This is a genomic window from Streptomyces sp. Ag82_O1-12 (assembly GCF_900182715.1).
GTDB lineage: Bacteria > Actinomycetota > Actinomycetes > Streptomycetales > Streptomycetaceae > Streptomyces > Streptomyces massasporeus.
Window position 1 is genome coordinate 3,889,516 of the sequence record NZ_FXUW01000001.1, and the last position, 17,616, is coordinate 3,907,131.

19 protein-coding genes and 1 pseudogene are annotated in these 17,616 nt (G+C 72.0%); 9 read left to right on the forward strand and 11 right to left on the reverse strand.

What is annotated here, in order from left to right:
* Positions 1–30: 30 nt before the first annotated feature.
* The gene (locus QOL88_RS17690) at positions 31–219 is read right to left on the reverse strand and encodes a hypothetical protein (RefSeq protein WP_097217341.1); all 189 of its coding nucleotides are present in this window, start codon (positions 217–219) and stop codon (positions 31–33) included.
* 279 nt (positions 220–498) lie between these two features.
* On the opposite strand from QOL88_RS17690, the gene QOL88_RS17695 reads away from it, so the two are divergent.
* Positions 499–2,577, forward strand: coding sequence for a HelD family protein (locus QOL88_RS17695; protein ID WP_097217342.1), 2,079 nt, complete (start codon positions 499–501; stop codon positions 2,575–2,577).
* An 87-nt stretch (positions 2,578–2,664) separates the two neighbouring features.
* Here the strand turns inward: QOL88_RS17695 and QOL88_RS17700 are convergent, their stop codons facing one another.
* From QOL88_RS17700 to QOL88_RS17715, 4 genes are all read right to left on the reverse strand, one after another.
* Positions 2,665–3,405: an SDR family NAD(P)-dependent oxidoreductase gene (locus QOL88_RS17700; RefSeq protein WP_097217343.1), complete on the reverse strand. Its 741-nt coding sequence runs from the start codon at positions 3,403–3,405 to the stop codon at positions 2,665–2,667.
* An 84-nt stretch (positions 3,406–3,489) separates the two neighbouring features.
* Entirely contained in the window at positions 3,490–5,007 is a 1,518-nt protein-coding gene (locus QOL88_RS17705) for an AfsR/SARP family transcriptional regulator (RefSeq protein WP_179878890.1), read from the reverse strand.
* 137 nt (positions 5,008–5,144) lie between these two features.
* On the reverse strand, positions 5,145–5,837 hold the full coding sequence (locus QOL88_RS17710; protein ID WP_097217345.1) for a copper homeostasis protein CutC: 693 nt from the start codon (positions 5,835–5,837) through the stop codon (positions 5,145–5,147).
* Between the two features lie 100 nt (positions 5,838–5,937).
* Entirely contained in the window at positions 5,938–6,618 is a 681-nt protein-coding gene (locus QOL88_RS17715; RefSeq protein WP_097217346.1) for a maleylpyruvate isomerase family mycothiol-dependent enzyme, read from the reverse strand.
* 46 nt (positions 6,619–6,664) lie between these two features.
* Here QOL88_RS17715 and QOL88_RS17720 point away from each other — a divergent pair, with 46 nt between their 5' ends.
* Both QOL88_RS17720 and QOL88_RS17725 read left to right on the forward strand, forming a co-directional pair.
* Positions 6,665–7,327, forward strand: coding sequence for an HD domain-containing protein (locus QOL88_RS17720; protein WP_097217347.1), 663 nt, complete (start codon positions 6,665–6,667; stop codon positions 7,325–7,327).
* Between the two features lie 10 nt (positions 7,328–7,337).
* Entirely contained in the window at positions 7,338–8,417 is a 1,080-nt protein-coding gene (locus tag QOL88_RS17725; RefSeq protein ID WP_373559288.1) for a GNAT family N-acetyltransferase, read from the forward strand.
* Here QOL88_RS17725 and QOL88_RS17730 read toward each other — a convergent pair.
* Both QOL88_RS17730 and QOL88_RS17735 read right to left on the reverse strand, forming a co-directional pair.
* A complete protein-coding gene (locus tag QOL88_RS17730; RefSeq protein ID WP_097217349.1) occupies positions 8,387–8,674 on the reverse strand; it encodes a DUF4031 domain-containing protein in 288 nt (95 codons plus the stop codon). The two genes, QOL88_RS17725 and QOL88_RS17730, sit on opposite strands and share 31 nt — an antisense overlap.
* Positions 8,675–8,681: 7 nt before the next feature.
* Positions 8,682–9,065: a DUF8819 family protein gene (locus QOL88_RS17735; RefSeq protein ID WP_097217350.1), complete on the reverse strand. Its 384-nt coding sequence runs from the start codon at positions 9,063–9,065 to the stop codon at positions 8,682–8,684.
* A 55-nt stretch (positions 9,066–9,120) separates the two neighbouring features.
* On the opposite strand from QOL88_RS17735, the gene QOL88_RS17740 reads away from it, so the two are divergent.
* Positions 9,121–10,056 carry a MurR/RpiR family transcriptional regulator gene (locus QOL88_RS17740; RefSeq protein WP_097217351.1) on the forward strand — a complete coding sequence of 312 codons (936 nt, stop codon included), beginning with the start codon at positions 9,121–9,123 and terminating at the stop codon, positions 10,054–10,056.
* A 46-nt stretch (positions 10,057–10,102) separates the two neighbouring features.
* Entirely contained in the window at positions 10,103–11,035 is a 933-nt protein-coding gene (gene murQ, locus QOL88_RS17745; protein ID WP_097217352.1) for an N-acetylmuramic acid 6-phosphate etherase, read from the forward strand.
* A 45-nt stretch (positions 11,036–11,080) separates the two neighbouring features.
* On the opposite strand, the gene QOL88_RS17750 is transcribed toward murQ, so the two are convergent.
* From QOL88_RS17750 to QOL88_RS17765, 4 genes and pseudogenes are all read right to left on the reverse strand, one after another.
* Positions 11,081–11,725 (reverse strand): hypothetical protein, encoded by a 645-nt coding sequence (locus QOL88_RS17750; protein WP_257027810.1) that lies wholly within the window; start codon positions 11,723–11,725, stop codon positions 11,081–11,083.
* A gap of 71 nt (positions 11,726–11,796) precedes the next feature.
* Positions 11,797–12,306 (reverse strand): DUF6624 domain-containing protein, encoded by a 510-nt coding sequence (locus QOL88_RS17755; protein ID WP_097217353.1) that lies wholly within the window; start codon positions 12,304–12,306, stop codon positions 11,797–11,799.
* A gap of 123 nt (positions 12,307–12,429) precedes the next feature.
* A complete protein-coding gene (locus tag QOL88_RS17760; RefSeq protein ID WP_097217354.1) occupies positions 12,430–14,460 on the reverse strand; it encodes a hypothetical protein in 2,031 nt (676 codons plus the stop codon).
* A gap of 189 nt (positions 14,461–14,649) precedes the next feature.
* Positions 14,650–14,841 (reverse strand): annotated as a pseudogene (locus tag QOL88_RS17765) (hypothetical protein); the annotation flags it as partial.
* Positions 14,842–14,954: 113 nt separating this feature from the next.
* On the opposite strand from QOL88_RS17765, the gene QOL88_RS17770 reads away from it, so the two are divergent.
* From QOL88_RS17770 to QOL88_RS17785, 4 genes are all read left to right on the forward strand, one after another.
* The gene (locus tag QOL88_RS17770) at positions 14,955–15,794 is read left to right on the forward strand and encodes a helix-turn-helix domain-containing protein (protein ID WP_097217356.1); all 840 of its coding nucleotides are present in this window, start codon (positions 14,955–14,957) and stop codon (positions 15,792–15,794) included.
* Entirely contained in the window at positions 15,778–15,969 is a 192-nt protein-coding gene (locus tag QOL88_RS17775) for a DUF397 domain-containing protein (RefSeq protein WP_097217357.1), read from the forward strand. The genes QOL88_RS17770 and QOL88_RS17775 overlap by 17 nt, the downstream gene beginning before the upstream one ends.
* A 253-nt stretch (positions 15,970–16,222) precedes the next feature.
* Complete coding sequence (locus QOL88_RS17780; protein WP_097217358.1) at positions 16,223–17,032, forward strand: hypothetical protein; 810 nt, start codon at positions 16,223–16,225, stop codon at positions 17,030–17,032.
* 13 nt (positions 17,033–17,045) lie between these two features.
* Positions 17,046–17,615, forward strand: a complete 570-nt coding sequence (locus tag QOL88_RS17785; RefSeq protein ID WP_097217359.1) for a hypothetical protein — start codon at positions 17,046–17,048, stop codon at positions 17,613–17,615.
* Position 17,616: the final 1 nt, after the last annotated feature.

The window sequence follows — 17,616 nt, forward strand, 5'->3', positions numbered from 1 at the left end:
GCCTCCTCGCATGCGGCGGACCACGTCTTCTCACTTGTGGCGGACCACGCCGACTTCCTCTCCGTACTGACCGAGCACGACCACGTCGAAGGCGGCGCCCACGAAGACCTTGACGGCGCGCAGGGCATCGCCGAGGCGGTGGCTGTGACTGCCGGCCACGGCGGTGGCGCCGGGCGGGCGGCCCGGTGCCGGGGCGGGGTGGATGGTTGCTGCGCTCATGTCTCCATGGTGCGTTTCCGACCGTAAAGTCCGCGTCCGTCTCGGGGCGGAATCTGCCGAGGACCCGTGTACGCCGCTGGGCCGATCCGCTGCCCGCACGGGTGAGGGCCCTCCCCGGGCCCATCCCCTAGGGGACGGGAAAACCGTTGGCGGCCGCAGCCCCCGCTCCTCTAAGATCTCCGCTCTTGCCCGCCTCCCTCTCGGAGCGCCGCCGACCGGACGGAAACCGGCCGGCATCTCACCGCCCACTCTTCAGCAGGTCCCTCCGGAGGCACCCCCTTGTCCACGCCCGTCGACGACCCGCTCGCGCGTGAGCGCTCCCACCTCTCCTCGTCCCGGTCCGCCCTGCGCGCCATGCGCGAGGACGTCGAGGCCCTCGACATCACCGACGTCACCGCGAACTGGGTCAACGCCGAGGTGCTGGCCCGGCAGATCGAGGAGCGCGTCAAGGCCCTGGCCGACCTCAGCGACACCCCGCTGTTCTTCGGCCGGCTCGACTACCTGCACGCCCCCGGCGCCGAGGCGGCGGAGGGCGCGGAAGGCGAGCGCTTCTACATCGGGCGACGGCATGTGCACGACCATGACGGCGACCCCATGGTCATCGACTGGCGCGCGCCGGTCTCGCAGCCGTTCTACCGGGCCTCCAAGAAGGACCCGATGGACGTCGCGCTGCGCCGCCGCTTCGGCTACACCCGAGGCGACATCACGGCGTACGAGGACGAACATCTGTCGGACCCCGCCGCTGTGACACTGTCCGGCTCCGCCGGGGGCTCCCGGACCAGCAAACTGCTCCAGCAGGAGATCGAACGGCCGCGCGTCGGCCCGATGCGGGACATCGTCGCGACGATCCAGCCCGAGCAGGACGAGATCGTCCGGTCCGGCCTCTCCGGCACGGTGTGCGTGCAAGGCGGCCCCGGCACCGGGAAGACCGCCGTCGGCCTGCACCGGGTCGCCTACCTCCTCTACGCCCACCGCGAGCGGCTCGCCCGCACCGGCACGCTGGTCATCGGGCCGAACCGGTCCTTCCTGCACTACATCGAGCAAGTCCTGCCCGCACTGGGCGAGTTGACGGTGCACCAGGCGACCGTCGACGACCTCGTCGCGCATGTCGAGATCAAGGGCACGGACGACGCGACGGCCGCCGTCGTCAAGGGCGACGCCCGGCTGGCGCGGGTGCTGCGCCGGGCCCTCTACGCGCACGTCACGATGCCGACCGAGCCGGTCGTGGTCGTACGCGGCTCCCGCCGCTGGCGGATCCCGGCGTACGAACTGGAGGAGCTCGTCCGCGAGTTGCTCGACCGGGACATCCGCTACGGCGCCGCCCGCGAGGCCCTGCCGCAGCGCATCGCGCACGCCGTACTGGTGCAGATGGAACGCTCGGGTGAGGCGCCGGACGACCGGGTGCAGGACGCGGTGGCCCGCAACAGCGCGGTCAAGGCGGCGGTGAAGGCGGTCTGGCCGGCGGTCGACCCGGCGAAGCTGGTGCTGCGGCTGCTGTCGGACGCGGAGTTCCTCGCCGTCCACGCCGAGGGGATCCTCGACGAGGACGAGCAGAAGGCGATCCTCTGGGCGAAGCCGGCGCGCAGCGTGAAGTCGGCCTCGTGGTCGGCGGCGGACGCCGTGCTGATCGACGAGGCCACGGATCTGATCCAGCGCACGCACTCCCTCGGGCACGTCGTCCTCGACGAGGCGCAGGACCTCTCCCCCATGCAGTACCGGGCCGTCGGCCGCCGCTGCACCACCGGCAGCGCGACGGTCCTCGGCGACCTGGCGCAGGGCACGACGCCGTGGGCGACCCGGAGCTGGCAGGAGGCGCTGACGCACCTCGGCAAGCAGGACGCCCTGGTGGAGGAGCTGACGGCCGGTTTCCGTGTCCCGACGGACGTCATCACCTACGCCTCCCGGCTGCTCCCGCACATCGCCCCGGGCCTCACCCCGGTGATGTCGATCCGCGAGAACCCGGGCCACTTCGAGGTCCGGGCGGTCGCCGGCCCGAAGGACGTGGTCGAGGCGTGCCGCGAGCTGCTGCGCCACGAGGGCTCGACGGGCCTGATCGCGGCGGACGCCCGCGTCCCGGAGCTGGCCGGGGCCCTCGAGCAGGCCGGGATCCCGTACCTCGGCCCCGGCGAGGAGACGACCCAGGACACCCGCCTGACCCTGGTCCCGGCGTCCCTCGCGAAGGGCCTGGAGTACGACTACGTGGTCCTGGACGAACCCCGGGCGGTGGTCGACGGCGAACCGGACGAACGGACAGGCCTCCGGCGTCTGTATGTGGCGCTGACGCGAGCTGTGTCGGGCCTGATCGTCACGCACGCGGCCGGGCTGCCGCCGCAGTTGGCGTCGACCACCCTTCGCTGAAGCGTCAGCGTCGGGCCTGTATGCGGGCATCACCGGCGGTGATGCCCGCAGGCGTCGCCCCTCAGCGCCCAGCAGCCGCTCCCGCGCTCAGGTCGCGACCAAGCCGCCGTCGGCGGTGAGCACCGCGCCGGTGATGTAGCTGGCCTTGTCGGAGGCCAGGAACACCACGGCTTCGGCGATCTCCTCAGGCTCGCCGGCGCGGGCGAGCGGTGTGGTCTGGCTGAACTCCTCGAACATCTCGCCCACCGTGTCGACGGCCGTGTCGGTCCGGATCGGGCCGGGCGCCACGGAGTTGACGCGAACGCCCGCCGCGCCGAACTCGACGGCCCACGACCGGGTCAGAGCGTCCATCGCGGCCTTGGAGGCGTTGTAGACGGAGCCGACCGGGGTGCCGATCTGCGCGGCGACCGACGACACGTTGACGATCGCACCCTTCTTCTTGGCCACCATGGCCGGCGCGAGCGCGGCCGTCAGGAAGTAGGACGCGCGAACGTTGATGTCGAACACCTGCTCGTAGCTGTCGAGCGACTGCTCAGGGGTCGTCGAGAACGGGAAGATGCCCGCGTTGTTCACCAGCACGTCCACCTCGCCGACCTCCTCGGCGAGCCTGCGGACGTCGTCGATGTTCGCGACGTCCGCGACGACGAAGTGGCCCGTCCCGCCCGCCTGTTCGATCAGCTCGACGGTCTCCTTGCCGAGCTCGGCCCTGCGCCCCGTCACGTAGACGGTGGCACCCGCCTCCGCGAGCTTGACCGCGATCGCGCGGCCGATACCCGACGTGGCGCCGGTGACGAGTGCCTTCTTGTCCCGAAGTTCGTTGGTTGTCATGTCTGCAAACGTGGCGGCGCCAGATCGTCGGAGCATAATTTCCGGATATACGGCCTGGTCAGGTAGCGCGGACATCGACATGAATCAGGTGGTCAGGGCCGCTGTGCGCCGGCCGAAGTAGAGGCGCACGAAGTGCGGCAGCCGGTAGCGGCCGAGTACGAGCGGCTCGATCAGGTGCACGCCCGTGAGCGACTCCAGCACCAGCTCGATCTCGCCGGGGTCGGCCCCGGACATGTCCGCCGCATGGTGGCTGTCGATCACCTCGGCGTCCTGGCGCGCGAAGCACATGAGCATGTGCCGTTCCGGGTCGCTCAGCTGCTCCTCGGCCGCGATCAACGGGGCGAACATCGCGGCGCAGTCGGAGGGGATCACGCCGTCGAGCTTGCTCTCCCGCTCCATTTGCAGCAGGACCATCCCGATCGTCCAGTGCGGACGCGAGCTGAGTTTGCCGCCGATCACCCTGATCGGGCCCGGCAGGCGCGAGAGGCGTTCCAGCAGCACCTCGGCCTGCCCGGGTTCCGCGTCCGCGCGCACCGGGCCGAGGACCTTGCGGAAGAAGTCCCGTGCCTCCCTCTCGGCCAGCCCGGCGGTCCTCAGCCAGGTCACCCCCGGCAGCTCGTTCAACCGGCGGACGCTCGTGAGAATCATCGCGGAGCCGGGCGTGGCGAGATCGCGTACGGCCGCCGCGTCCTGCACGTCGTCGACCACGACGAGGAAACGCTTGCCCCGCGCCTTCTCCCGCCACAGTGCGGCTTTGTCGCCGACGGGGCTCTCCACGCCGACCGCGCGCAACAGCCCGCCGGCGACGTCCCCGCCCCTGACGAAGATCTGCCCGTCCGGGAAGCGGCCCTTGACGAGGTGGCCGATCCGGGTGGCCAGCGCGGTCTTGCCGCTGCCCCGCATACCGGTGATGCCCACGGTGCCCGGCAACGTCCGGAGAGCCTGCGCGATCTCCTCGGCACGGCCGGTGAAGTCGATCAGATCCGGCAGCAGTTGCTCCGGCCTGCGCGGCGGGGTGAGGTCGCCCTTGAGGATCCGCGCGTGGACCTGGCGCAGCTCCGGCCCCGGTTCGAGGCCGAGCTCCTCGTTGAGGAGTGCGCGCGCCCGGTGGAAGTGGTCGAGTGCTTCGCCCTGCCTGCCCTCCAGGTAGAGCGCCCGCATCAGGAGAGCGCGCGGTCGTTCCCTGAGCGGGAAGGCGGCCACGTGCTTCTGCAGCTCCAGCACGTCGGGTTCACGTTCGAGGCAGTCCTCCCGCGCCTTGAGCCGGTAGTCGCCGAGCCGCACCCGTTGCGCGTCGAAGTAGGCACTCCGGAGGCCTTCCAAGGGCTCTCCGCGGCAATCGTCGACGATCTCCGCGCGGACCGTGTACCCCCCGTCCCTGGACGTCAGGTTCAGCTCCGGGAGGGTCTTTCGGATCTTGTACACGTGCGTCCGCAAGGCCATCACCGCGCTCGGCGTCGGGTCGTCCCAGACCATGCCGATCAACTGGTCGTTGCTCAGCCGGATGCCGTTGTTCAGCAGCAACGCCGCCAGCACTGCCCGCTGCTGGCGCGGCCCCAGGTCGATCTCCTCTTCGTCGTGCCAGGCTCGTACCGGACCCATCAGTGAGAAGCGCAGGCTCATGCAACGGCCCAACGCACGGGCACGCCCCCTGCTTCCCCGTAGGGAGTCCACGACTCGGTGGTGCGGACACACCGCACGCGGGGTCACCGTCGCCCAGGGGTGCGGGCCGGGGACGTTCAGACGGCGTCCAGGGCGGCCCGCCACCGTGCGACGGCATCCGCCGACACCGGTGCCTCCCAGCCCTCCGGCCGAGCCGCCCCGCCGATGTGGAAGCCGCCGACCCCGGCCGTCAGCAGCGTCGGCACGTGGTCGAGCCGGAGCCCGCCACCCACCAGGAGACGCTGCTCGTAACCCGGCTGTCCCTGCCGGGCCGCTTCCGCGAGCAGCACGGGCAGCCCCTCGTCGACCCCACCGGAAGCCCCGGCCGTCAGATACGTGTCCAGCCCCGGCATCCCGTCCAGCTGCTTGCGCAGGGCGTCCCGGTCCGCGGCCCGGTCGATGGCCCGGTGGAAGGTCCAGGGGCAGCCGTCCAGGACGGCGACCACCCGCTCCACGGCCGCCAGATCGACCACACCCCCGGCGTCGAGGAACCCCAGCACGAACTCCTCCGCCCCGGCCTCCCGCAACTCACCGGCCACCCGCACGAGCCGGTCGACATCCCCGGCCGCGAACCCGTCCGCCAGACGGATCATCACCCGCAGCGAGATGTCGACCGCACGCCGGATCCCGGCGACGGTGGCGGCCGACGGGGTGAGCCCGTCGGCCGCCATGTCGGTGACCAGCTCGAGGCGGTCCGCGCCTCCCGCCTGGGCGGCGACCGCGTCCTCGACTCCGAGGGCGATCACCTCCAGGACTGCACGCTTGCTCATGGGGCCCCTTCGTCGGCATGCGTCGGCGTTCGATGACAGGTCTAGTCCAATCAAGACTACGCTGCCCATCCGCGCCGCCTCCGACGCCCCGGGGGCGGGCTCAGCCGAAGATGTTCAGCTCCTTCGCTTCCGCCCCGGCCAGCTCGAACGCCGGCACCCCGTCGACCGGCCGCCCCGCGTACAGCCGTACGAGCGTCGGCCCGTCCCCGATGAAGCGGCCCGGGGGCCGCTCCCCGCCGCTCTCCCCCAGCCGCAGCGGCTCGTCCAGGTCGTCGAGGTCGGCGTGCAGCGCCACGTGCCCCCGCTCGCGGGTGAGCCGCGCGAGCAGCGCGAGCGCGTCCGGCAGTCCGGCCCCGCCGTACGCCCCCGGCTCCCCGAGGGCCTCGCGCACGTCACTGGCGTGCACCCACTCCCCGAGCGCGAGACCGTCCAGCTTCCCGCCGGCCCCGGCGATCACGGGCCCGGCCGCGCCCAGCCCCCGCTCCAGCTCGTCGACGACCTGCGCGTCGCTCCAGCCGGCCCGCTCGGCGATGTCCCGGTCGTTGGACTCGGGCGAGAACACGCCCTCCTCGAACCTGCCCTCCACCGCCCGTGTCAGCGCGGCCGAGCAGTGCGCCAGCACGTCCCGCACCGTCCAGCCCGGACACGCGGCGACGGGCCGCGCGAAGTCCTCCCCGGCCCGGCCCCGCAACAGCGGGATCAGCGCCTCACGCTCGATCGTCAGCAGCCGCCCGGGCTGCTCGGGGTCCCGTACGTCAGGAACATCAGCAGGAGTCGTCATGCCCCCACGCTAGGTCCCCGACCCCGCCCAGCGGGAGAATGCCCCCATGTCCGACCTCGACTCCCTGCGCACCCGCTTCGCCCGCACCCTGGAAGCGGCCCGGGGCCCGGCCGGCGGCCCGGCCCCGGCGCCGTACGCCGACGCCCTGCTCACCCGCTGGCAGGAGCCGCAGCGCCGCTACCACACGGTCGAGCACCTCGCGGCGGTCCTGGACCGTGTCGACGAACTGGAGCGGTACGCCCGCGACCCGGACGTGGTGCGGCTGGCCGCCTGGTTCCACGACGCGGTCTACCTGCCCGACCGCTCCGAGAACGAGGAGCGCTCGGCCCGCCTCGCCGAACGCGCCCTCGCGGAAGCCGGCGTCCCGGACGCGAAGACCGCCGAGGTGGCCCGCCTGGTCCGCCTCACCGTCACCCACGACCCGGCCGACGACGACCCCGACGGCCAGGTCCTGTGCGACGCCGACCTCGCGATCCTCGCCTCACCCCCGTCGGCGTACGCCGCCTACACCACGGCCGTCCGCGAGGAGTACCACTTCGTCCCCAGCCACGCCTTCCGCGAGGGCCGCGCCGCGATCCTGCGCCAACTCCTGGACCTCCCACGCCTGTTCCGCACCCCGCACGGCGCCTCCGAATGGGAGGCCACGGCCCGCTACAACCTCACCGCCGAGCTGGAAATGCTGTCGCTCCCACCCCACGACGCCTCGTAGCCTGCCCACCATGTGGACAACGGGAGCGGATCAGGTGGAGCAGGCCGTCGCCGAGTGCGTGGGGCTGCTGGGGGCGGTCGCCGAGCGGGACTGGGAAGGGGTGCGGGCCGGGCGGCTGGAGTGGGACTGCCGGCGGACGGCGGTGCACATCGCCGAGGATCTCATCGCGTACGCGGGGCAGCTGGCGGGGCGGGAGCAGGACCGGTACTCGCCGTTCCTGCTCTCGATGGAGGAAGACACCGGCAACGCGGACGTGCTGCGGGTGATCGGCACGATGGGCGCCCTGCTCGCGGCCGCGATCCGTACCGCCCCGCGGCACGTACGGGCCTTCCATCCGTATCCGTTCCGCAGCGCGAGCCGTGAGGGGTTCGCCGCGATGGGCGTGGCCGAGGTGCTGCTGCACACGCACGATGTCGCCGAGGGGCTGGGCGTGCCGTACGAACCGGCGCCCGAGCTGTGCGACTTCGTGCTCGGCCGGATCTTCCCGCACGTCCAGCCCGGGCCCACCCCGTGGCCGACCCTGCTGTGGGCCACCGGCCGCGGGGAGCTGCCCGGCCGCGCCCCGCTCACCGAGTGGCGCTGGAACAACAACCTGGTGATCGGCACCGAGCGGCTCACCCTCCAGGGCGTCACCCCGGCCGCGGCCACCGATCTGTCCACGGTCGGCGACGGCGGTTTCGAGTGGATCGAGGGCGGCCCGATGGAGGGCACCCGGGTCGGCGCCGGGCTGGTGTACAAGCAGTACGAGGACGGGGTCCACCGGCCGGAGTGGGGCATGTACGTGCTGGTCCGGCGCGAGGACGAGCGCGCGATCGGCGCCATGGGCTTCCACAGCGTCCCGGACGAGGCGGGCCGGGTCGAGGTCGGCTACGACCTGGTCGACGGCGCCCGCGGCCACGGCTACGCCACCGAGGCGCTGCGCGCGCTGTCGTCCTGGGCGCTGGGCCGGCCGGAGGTGCGGACCGTGGTCGCGAACGTCGAGCCGGACAACCTGCTCTCCCAGAACGTGCTCGCGCGGGCCGGTTTCACCCAGGTCGCCGAGGACCCCGAGCACCTGACCTACGAGCTGCGCGAACCCGGCGAGGGATAGCGCCCCTTGGGCCGCCGCAGCCCCGCCGCGTGCAGCAGCCGCACCACCTCGCGGCTGCTGACCTCCACGGCCCCGGCCCGCACCGCGTCGGCGTACCGGCGGTCGGGGATGTCGTAGTGGTCGCGTTCGAAGGCCCGGCGGGGGACGCCGAGGCCGGCGGCGAAGGTGTGCAGTTCCTCGTAGGAGACGTCGCTGACGAGGTGGGACCACAGGCGGCCGTGGCCGGGCCAGGTCGGCGGGTCGATGTAGATCGTCACGCGGGCCTCACGAGGACGCCGGTCCGCCGATGGCCTCGCCCAGCGATCCCACGGCGGCGACCTTCACACCCGCGTCGCCGCACACCCAGTGCGGGTCGGGCCCCAACTCCGGCTCCACGTCGAGGGCGTGCGGCTCGCCCGCGCCGCACACCGGACACAGCGGCCAGCGGCCGTACCGCTCCAGCAGGGCGTCCTGGACGTCCTGCGCGACCAGGCCGGCCACATACCGGGCGCCCTCGGGCCACTGCTCGACCCACCATCGGCGCTGCTTGACGGACTCCTCGACCAGGGAGACGACATCCGCGTCGGCGACGCGTCCCGCGACGAGGTCGGCCAGCACGAGGGCGCGCGCGGCGTGCAGCGCCTGCTCCAGGGGGCTGATGGGATCCATGCACCCATTGTGCGCACTCTTGACCCCACTGCCGCCCCGAAAATATCTTTCAATCGTGACCCGAGACGTGAAGGAAATTTTCGCCCGCGAGCGTGGCGGCCCCTCGGGCGCGAGCGGCGCCCCGCCCGCCCCGGCCGCCCTCGCGGCCAAGGTCCGCACCCTGGGCCCGTCGATGACGCGGTCCATGCAGCGCGTCGCCGAAGCCGTCGCGGGCGACCCGGCCGGCTGCGCGGCCCTCACGGTCACCGGCCTCGCCGAACTCACCGGCACCAGCGAGGCGACCGTCGTACGCACCGCCCGCCTGCTGGGCTATCCGGGTTACCGGGACCTGCGCCTGGCCCTCGCCGGCCTCGCCGCGCAGCAGCAGTCGGGCCGCGCCCCCGCCATCACCACGGACATCGCGGTGGACGACCCGATCGCCGACGTGGTCGCCAAGCTCGCCTACGACGAGCAGCAGACCCTCGCCGACACCGCCGCCGGCCTCGACACCGTCCAACTGGGCGCGGCCGTCACGGCCCTGACCGCGGCCCGCCGCACCGATGTGTACGGCGTCGGGGCGTCCGGCCTGGTCGCCCAGGACCTCACGCAGAAGCTGCTGCGCATAGGGATGCTCGCGCACGCCCACAGCGACCCGCACCTCGCCGTCACCAACGCCGTGCAGCTGCGCGCGGGCGACGTCGCGATCGCCATCACGCACTCCGGGTCGACCGGGGACGTCATCGAGCCCCTGCGGGTCGCCTTCGAGCGCGGGGCGACGACGGTGGCGATCACCGGCCGCCCGAACGGTCCGGTCACGCAGTACGCCGATCACATCCTCACCACTTCCACCGCACGCGAGAGCGAGCTGCGTCCGGCGGCCATGTCGTCCCGGACCGGTCAGCTCCTCGTGGTGGACTGCCTGTTCGTGGGGGTGGCGCAGCGGACGTACGAGAAGGCTGCGCCCGCGCTGTCGGCGTCGTACGAGGCGCTGGCCCACCGGCACCGTTCCTGAGGCCGCCGCCCCGCCCAGCACCGGAAAGACACGGAAAGAGCCGTTCATGACCTCCACCTCCGACCCCCGTGATCTCAGGACCGAGTTGGAGTCCCTGACCACCGAGGCCTTCCGGCCGGAGCTCGCGGACATCGACCGGCTGCCCACCCTGGACATCGCCCGGCTGATGAACGGCGAGGACGCCGCCGTGGCCGGTGCGGTCGCGGCCCGGCTGCCGCAGATCGCCGCCGCGATCGACGCCGTCGCCGAGCGGATGGCCCGGGGCGGGCGGCTGGTCTACGCGGGCGCGGGCACGGCGGGGCGGCTGGGCATCCTGGACGCCTCGGAGTGCCCGCCCACGTTCAACACCGACCCCTCCCAGGTCGTCGGCCTGATCGCGGGCGGCCCGGACGCCGTGGTCACCTCGGTCGAGGGCGCGGAGGACTCCCGGGACCTGGCGAAGGCCGACCTGGACGCCCTCGCCCCGACCCCCGACGACACGGTGGTCGGCATCTCCGCGTCCGGCCGCACGCCGTACGCCATCGGCGCGGTCGAGCACGCCCGCACCCGCGGCTGCCTCACCATCGGCCTCGCCTGCAACCCCGGCAGCCCGCTCGCGGCCGCCGCCGACCACGGCATCGAGATCGTCGTTGGCCCCGAGCTGCTCACCGGCTCCACCCGTCTGAAGTCCGGCACGGCGCAGAAGCTCGTCCTCAACATGCTCTCGACGATCACGATGATCCGGCTGGGCAAGACCTACGGGAACCTGATGGTCGACGTCCGCGCCTCGAACGACAAGCTCCGCGCCCGCTCCCACCGCATCGTCGCGCTCGCCACCGGCGCCGCCGACGAGGACGTCGAACGGGCCCTGACCGCCACGGACGGCGAGGTCAAGAACGCCATCCTGACGATCCTGGCCGACGTGGACGGCCCGACGGCGGCCAGACTCCTGGCGGAGTCCGACGGCCACCTGCGGGCGGCCCTGGCCTCGGTTCGCTGACTCACCGGCCCGACCGCGCCGCTCACCGTTCCCTACGCCGCCGACTCACCGGTCCCTACGGCGCTGCCCGCCGTAGAAGGTGCCGCCGGCGAGGAGCAGGGTCATTCCGGCGGTGACGGCGAGGGTGATCTCCGTGGTGTTCCGCTGGTCGGGACTGTCGGGCAGCCGGGGGTCGAGCAGCCCGAGGGGGTCCTTGCGGATCTCGACGCGGTCGCCGGGCCTGGCCTGCCCGAAGCAGTTCTCCTGCTGGGACACCTCGTACGTCTCGCGGCCCCCGCCCAGCTCCCGGACCGTGCAGAACAGGTCCGGACCGCGCCGCTGGTCCCGGTCGGCCACCCGCGTCACCACGGCGTCGACGGGCTCTCCCACCGTCGTCATGTACACCTCGTACACGGCGGGCCCGGCGAACAGCATCAGCGCGAACCCGCCGAAGGAGACGAGCGTCGCCGCCCCGGCCCGGTGCCAGACTCCGCCGATGACCCAGGCGGCGACCGCGATGACCGCCATGACGACGACCACCCCGAGCCAGGTCACCCACTGCCCGATCGCGGAACCGAGCAGCAGCAGCGCGGGCACGAGCACGGCCCACAGCACGGAACCGGCCGTCCGGCGCCCGCCGGACAGGCCGGCCCGCGAGGTATCCGTCCCACCACTGCCGCCGGCCGCCACGGCCGTCCCGGACGCGCCCATGTCCGCGATCTCCTGCCAGTCGCCCGTTCGATTGCGCCCGTCACGATATACAACGGGCGCGAGGCCTCAACTCACCGGAACCGAGCGACGTACTCGGCGAACGGCTCGATGCCCACGCCTGCGCGCAGCTCGTCCACACGGCCGGGCTCGGCACAGGGCCAGGGGATCGGGCTGCCGTCTTCCCTCACTCCGGCGACCTGGGTGCCGTAGATCTGCTCCCGCCCCTCGTTGACGAGCGTGCGGTCCCGTAGGAACGCCAGCTCACGAGCGCCGGCCGCGTCCGCCTCCACGGCCTGTTCCAGCAGCCGCAGGGCCCGTCGCTGCACGTCCAGCTGCCGGTCGGCGTGCTGGGCGACGAGCCAGGCGGCGCGGGCGGCGTCCTCTCCGACGAGGGCGGCGGTGGGCCAGCCGACCTCGTCCATGATCTCGCCGAGCCGGTCTCCGTGCCGTGCGGTGAGCCGCCGCCAGGCGAGCTGCTCGGCCGGGTCGTCACTGTGGGCGGCTCCGGAGACTGCCATCTCATGGTCGGCGGCGGCCATGGCGGTCAGTTCGCCGCCGAGCGCCGCAAGATCGCGGGTCACAGTCAACTCCTCTGCTGCTCCAGCTGGTTGACAGAACCCTAAAGTCACCTGAGACCCGAAAAGATCATTCCGGAGTACGGTGACACGAGGCCGTCGCAGCCGGGATACTGGATCTACACCCACTCAGGCGGTGAGTTCGGCGATCATCCGCTGCCCCTCGCCGAGGCGCTCGGCCTGTTCTTCCGTCGCCTTGTCCGCCAGGGCATTGACCGCCGCGTTGAAGCGCTCCATCGAGGTGGGGCGGTCGGGACCCAGGACGTACTCCTTGAGGATGCGGCGCTCGGCTGCCATCGGGTCGCGGCCCGGCGCGCGCACCGAGTCGAGGATCTCCGGCAGCCGGGTGCAGGCGCGGTCCAGCAGATAGGCGCCCCCGGCCGTGGTGTAGGCCGCCCGGAAGTCCGCGTCGGGCAGGTCGTTCGCGTTGGTCAGGACGTACGGCTTGAGGCTCGCCACGAAGTCCGCGACCACGGAGGAGACGTCGCTGACGAGGATGTCGGCCTGGTCGAAGCACGCGTACAGCGTGGGCAGTTGCTTGACGATCACCTGGTGACCGAGCGGGCCCCGGCTCTCCCAGAACAGCCGGTGCCACTCGGCGCGCAGCTCGTGCCACTCGGCCTCCCCGTCGAGGCCGGGCGGGCGGGCCTCGCGGGTCTGCTGGGCGTCGTCGCCGGCGAGCCGCCCGGACAGTGCCCCGAGCCGCTCCTGGATCTCCGCGAGCCGCGGACGGACGGCGGCGATCGCCGCCTCGGTCTCCTGGGCGCCGCGCCGCTCGTTGTCGGCGCGCAGCAGCTCCCGGATGGTCCGGTCCGCCTCGGCCGCCGCGGGGGAGCGCTTGCCGGTGAGGGGATGCGGTTTGTAGAGGACCCGTACGTTCTCCGCGAGCAGCTTCTCGACCAGCGGCACGCCCATCGGGATCAGGGACGTGTGGCAGTCGTCGTCGCTCCAGCCCTCCCAGGTCGGCGCGTACAGCACGGTCGGCAGCGGCCCCGGCACATGGTCGGCGTGCAGCCGGATCGGCGACAGCTGCGGGCGGCCCACCTCGACGATCGCCGAGTCGCTGATCGCGTGCCGCACCCGCTGGTAGCGGTCGCGCCCGGCCCGCCCGGCCACCCAGATCTCGTCGTACACCTTGCTCACCCGGTTGCTGCTGGCGAGCTTGTCGCTGTCGCCGTGCCCGATGAAGACGTGCTTGGCCTCGGCGACGCGCAGCATGTGCACGTTCTTGCCCGCGTTGCCCGGGTAGAGCACGACCCGCAGCTCGGGCAGCTCCAGCTGCGCCACGTCGTCGGCCTTCGGCACGCACAGGACCGGGATCGACGTACGGCTCAGGAAGCGGAACGAGGCCCGCTCCCGGAGGATGATCAACGGCCGCCGGTCGAGCTGCTCCAGCGTCTCGATCCACATGTTGACCTGATACATGAAGTCCCGGGACACGGCCGCGAAACTGAAGTACAGCGCCACCTCCGGCCGGTATCCGGCCAGTTGCCGGTTGACCTCGGCGATCACCTCGTCCCCCGACGGCATCCGGCGGGCCCGGCGAAGCTGCCCGAGCAGCGCCACCACGGCCGCGACCGCGAGCCCGGTGGTGACCGCGAAGCCGATGCCCGCGGGCTGCCACGACCCGGCCGCCAGCGCGGCGAGCAGGCCCGCGTGGGCGGGCAGGTCCAGGTGCAGCAGCTTGCGCAGAAAACGCCGGTAGAGGAGAGCGGGGGGCGACTGCGCGATGCCCGCCCCGCTCATGTCGAGGTTGCGCACCACCACCGGCAGCGTGCGCCGCCGCCGGATGGCGTGGTGCACCGCCGTGTACAGGATCACCAGGGTGAAGTGGGCGGCGAACACGGCCAGCGCGGCCACCAGCACCGCGCCCGGCGCGTCCGTCCGGTCGGCCAGCGCGAGCAGCATCACCGTCCGTACGGCGAACCGCATCGTGCGGGTCAGCTGCAACGCGGCCAGCCGCCTCACGAAGGCGGGAGAACGCGTGTGCAGCACCTCGTCCACGGCGTACGTCACGGCCGAGGCCGCGGCGAAGCCCCACAGCGAGGGGAGCAGCGCGAACACGGGCAGGGCGGCGAAGCCTGCGGCGAACAGGAACACGAGGAAAAGGTCGGTCTTCCCGCGCACGCGCAGGACACCGCACAGCCAACGGAACGTCATAAGACAGGATTCCTCTAGGGAAAGGATGTGATTTCCGGAGTGGCGTGCGGTGGGGCGAACGCCGGCGTATGCGCGATACGCCTGTTCGACGGTGGTGAGGGGCGAATGGTTGTACATCCACCGTTGGCTATTACTTCACCGTGACTTCAGCTCCCGGTTGACCTGTCGCACGCGCGCCCGCAGCGTCTCCCCCACAGGCAGCGAGCGCAGCACGTCGGTGAGGTGCTCCGCCGTCCGTACGTTGCAGCGCCCCAGATCGACCAGCGCGAACGGCTCGTCGCTCGCGCCGGTCACCGGGTCGACGCCCAGCGACGGCAGCACGACCCCGACTCCGGCGAGGGCCTCCCGCAGCGATTGCACGATCTCTTCGGTCGAACGCACCGTTTCTACCTCCACGCTGAGTTTGCGATTCACCACACAGCGTGTCCGACACGTCTCTAACCTGGCCAGATACGGCGGTCCAACAACCCGATCCGTACGACAGGGAGTTGCCCATGCCCGGTTCCAGGGACCTCGACCCGTCCTCCTCCCCTCGGGCCCTCCTGGGCGCCGAACTCCGCCACGCCCGCGAGAAGGCCGGCCTCAGCCAGGAGGATTTGGGTGGGCGGCTATTCGTGAGCGGCTCGTTCATCGGGCAGTTGGAGGCGGGGACGCGGAGGTTGCAGCGGGAGTATGCGCGATTGTTGGACGAGGTGTTGGGGACGGAGGATTTCTTCCAGCGGAACTGTGCGGCGGCGGCGAAGTCGAAGTATCCGGAGCACTTCGCGGAGGCGGCGGAGGCGGAGGGCCGGGCTGTGGCCATCAGGGAGTTCGCATCGATGCTGATTCCCGGGCTGCTCCAGACGCCCGCCTACGCCCGGGCGGTGTGCCGCGCATATCAACCGACCGCACCGGATGAGGAAATCGAGAAGAGGGTGGCCGCCCGCATGGAGCGGACCCGCCTCCTCGACGATCCAACAAAGCCCTTGTTGTGGGCCGTGATTGACGAGTCTGCCCTGCGGCGGGTGACAGGCGGGGCGGAGGTCATGGCCGAGGCCCTGCGACACATCAGCGACATGGCCCGCCGCAGCCGGTCCATCGTGCAGGTGCTGCCCTTCGACGCGGGGGCGCACCCGGCCATGCAGGGGTGCGTCAAGCTCATGGACTTCGACGACGCACCTCCGTTGGCCTACCTCGAAGGCGTCGGCACAGGGCGGCTGGATGACGACCCCGCCACCGTGGCCGAGTACCGCTTCTACTACGAGTTCCTGGCGGCCTCCGCACTCTCGCCTGAGAAGTCCCTAGCCCTGCTTGAAGCAATGACGCAGGATTACGACCATGAGGAACATGCCTGAGTGGTACAAGTCCAGCTACAGCGGCGGGAGCGGCGACAACTGCCTGGAAGTCACCCGGGCATTCCCCGATGTCATCCCCGTCCGCGACTCCAAGACCCCCCACGGCCCGAAGCTCGTGTTCCGGGCCACCGCCTGGTCCGCTTTCGTCGAGAACCTCAAGGACGAGACGGCCTGAGCTTCGGGACCCGGGCTTCGAGCCCTCTTTTCAAGGAACGGGTGGAGGGCCTCAACCCACCCTCCCACCCCGCGTGTTGACGTGACGCGTTCGGCTTGCCACGGACAGTGACAGCCCTCTAACGTTCGTGCACAAGCAACAGCCCCCGCCCGGTGCGCCAACACCTGCGGGGGCTTGACCACTTAGATCGAAGGACAAGTTCGATCCCATGGCTGACGCCAACTTTAGTGCCGCCTCTCCGTCCTCGCACCCCATGGCGGGGCCGGGCTACGGCAAACGCACGACCCCCGGCCAACCTCCGCGCGCAAACCACGACTTCGCCCACCTCCCACCCCGCGAAGCCGCCATCGCCGCCTACCTGGACCGGCTCCCCGACGGCGCCGACATCTCGGTAAAGACGCTGGCCAAGCAACTGCCCTACGGACAGTGCGCCCTGGGCACCGCCCTCAACTGCATCCAGCAGGCAGGACACCTGCGCCGAGGCCGGGAGTGCATCACAGCCGACGACGGCAGCTCCCGATGGATCACCCGTTCGTGGTGGTCCCGCACCGCCCGGGATGACGACTGGTGGGCCGCCTTCACCCGCGGCGACGCACCCCGGCCGCAGGCGGCACGCCCCACCCGCTCCCGCGCCCACATCCTCCTGGCCGCCCTCGGCCGCACGGCACCTGTCCTGTCCCTCTCCGAGGCAGACTGCGCGACCCTCGCCCCACTCGTGACGGAGTGGTTCGCACGGGGCGCCTCGGAGGACGACGTACTGCGTGCCCTCACGGCCGGCCTGCCGACGCCCGTACATCACGCCGCGGCCCTCGTCCGAAACCGCCTGACCAGCAAACTTCCACCACCTCCACCCGCTCCACGCCCACCCGTGCGGATCCTGGAGTGCGCGAACTGCGGCGCCCCGGGACGTCCGGAAACCCTGCCAGGGGGGCGTTGCAGTGCCTGCCGGGGCGAACGCGCCCCCGCGCAACCCGCCGCACCCCTTTCCGCCCCCACGGTCCACGCTCACGCGGCCGGGATCCGCGCGGCGATGTCCCGGCGACGCCACGACTACGCCGACTGAGGACAATGGACTCATGAACCACGCCCAGCTGACCGCTCTCGGCCGCGCCCTCCGGCTCCTCGGGGAGCACGGGGAGGCCCTGTCCGCCGACACCCCGGACGCCAAGCTGCACGAGGTCAAGGCCGACCTGAAGCGCGCCCTGGACCTGCTGGACGAGAGTGTCACGGGCGCCGCGCCCACCACCCGCTGCCCCGAGCACCCGAACGGCCCCGTCGACGAGGCCGCCCCCGACCTGTGCCTGCTGTGCGAGACCCGGCGCAGGGCGGCCCGCCGGGCGGAGTTCAACGGGCCCGCCCCCCAGCACCAGCCCGTCGAGCCCGCACCGTCCCGCTACGGCGTGCGCGGCGACCGTCCCCAGCCCCAGCAGCGCTGGCTGGCGGAGCTGTGGAACGGCCAGGCCTGGCAGCTGTGCGGCACCCCGCGCCGGGACCGGCGCGAGGCCGAACTCTTCATCAACGCCCAGCGCAAGGCTCCCCGGGCCGCCATGGCGTACCGGCTGGTCCACGAGTTCACCGACTACGAGGTGCTGCGGGTGTGGGGGACGCCGGTGCGGGTCGACATCGAGCCGATGGGCAACCTCTAGA

Excerpts from the sequence above, each read along its gene's own strand:
- QOL88_RS17690 (WP_097217341.1), bottom strand. The coding sequence starts at position 219 with ATGAGCGCAGCAACCATCCACCCCGCCCCGGCACCGGGCCGCCCGCCC.
- QOL88_RS17700 (WP_097217343.1), bottom strand. The coding sequence starts at position 3,405 with ATGACAACCAACGAACTTCGGGACAAGAAGGCACTCGTCACCGGCGCC.
- QOL88_RS17705 (WP_179878890.1), bottom strand. The coding sequence starts at position 5,007 with ATGGGTCCGGTACGAGCCTGGCACGACGAAGAGGAGATCGACCTGGGG.
- QOL88_RS17710 (WP_097217345.1), bottom strand. The coding sequence starts at position 5,837 with ATGAGCAAGCGTGCAGTCCTGGAGGTGATCGCCCTCGGAGTCGAGGAC.
- QOL88_RS17715 (WP_097217346.1), bottom strand. The coding sequence starts at position 6,618 with ATGACGACTCCTGCTGATGTTCCTGACGTACGGGACCCCGAGCAGCCC.
- QOL88_RS17720 (WP_097217347.1), top strand. The coding sequence starts at position 6,665 with ATGTCCGACCTCGACTCCCTGCGCACCCGCTTCGCCCGCACCCTGGAA.
- QOL88_RS17725 (WP_373559288.1), top strand. The coding sequence starts at position 7,338 with ATGTGGACAACGGGAGCGGATCAGGTGGAGCAGGCCGTCGCCGAGTGC.
- QOL88_RS17735 (WP_097217350.1), bottom strand. The coding sequence starts at position 9,065 with ATGGATCCCATCAGCCCCCTGGAGCAGGCGCTGCACGCCGCGCGCGCC.
- murQ (WP_097217352.1), top strand. The coding sequence starts at position 10,103 with ATGACCTCCACCTCCGACCCCCGTGATCTCAGGACCGAGTTGGAGTCC.
- QOL88_RS17750 (WP_257027810.1), bottom strand. The coding sequence starts at position 11,725 with ATGGGCGCGTCCGGGACGGCCGTGGCGGCCGGCGGCAGTGGTGGGACG.
- QOL88_RS17760 (WP_097217354.1), bottom strand. The coding sequence starts at position 14,460 with ATGACGTTCCGTTGGCTGTGCGGTGTCCTGCGCGTGCGCGGGAAGACC.
- QOL88_RS17770 (WP_097217356.1), top strand. The coding sequence starts at position 14,955 with ATGCCCGGTTCCAGGGACCTCGACCCGTCCTCCTCCCCTCGGGCCCTC.
- QOL88_RS17775 (WP_097217357.1), top strand. The coding sequence starts at position 15,778 with ATGAGGAACATGCCTGAGTGGTACAAGTCCAGCTACAGCGGCGGGAGC.
- QOL88_RS17780 (WP_097217358.1), top strand. The coding sequence starts at position 16,223 with ATGGCGGGGCCGGGCTACGGCAAACGCACGACCCCCGGCCAACCTCCG.
- QOL88_RS17785 (WP_097217359.1), top strand. The coding sequence starts at position 17,046 with ATGAACCACGCCCAGCTGACCGCTCTCGGCCGCGCCCTCCGGCTCCTC.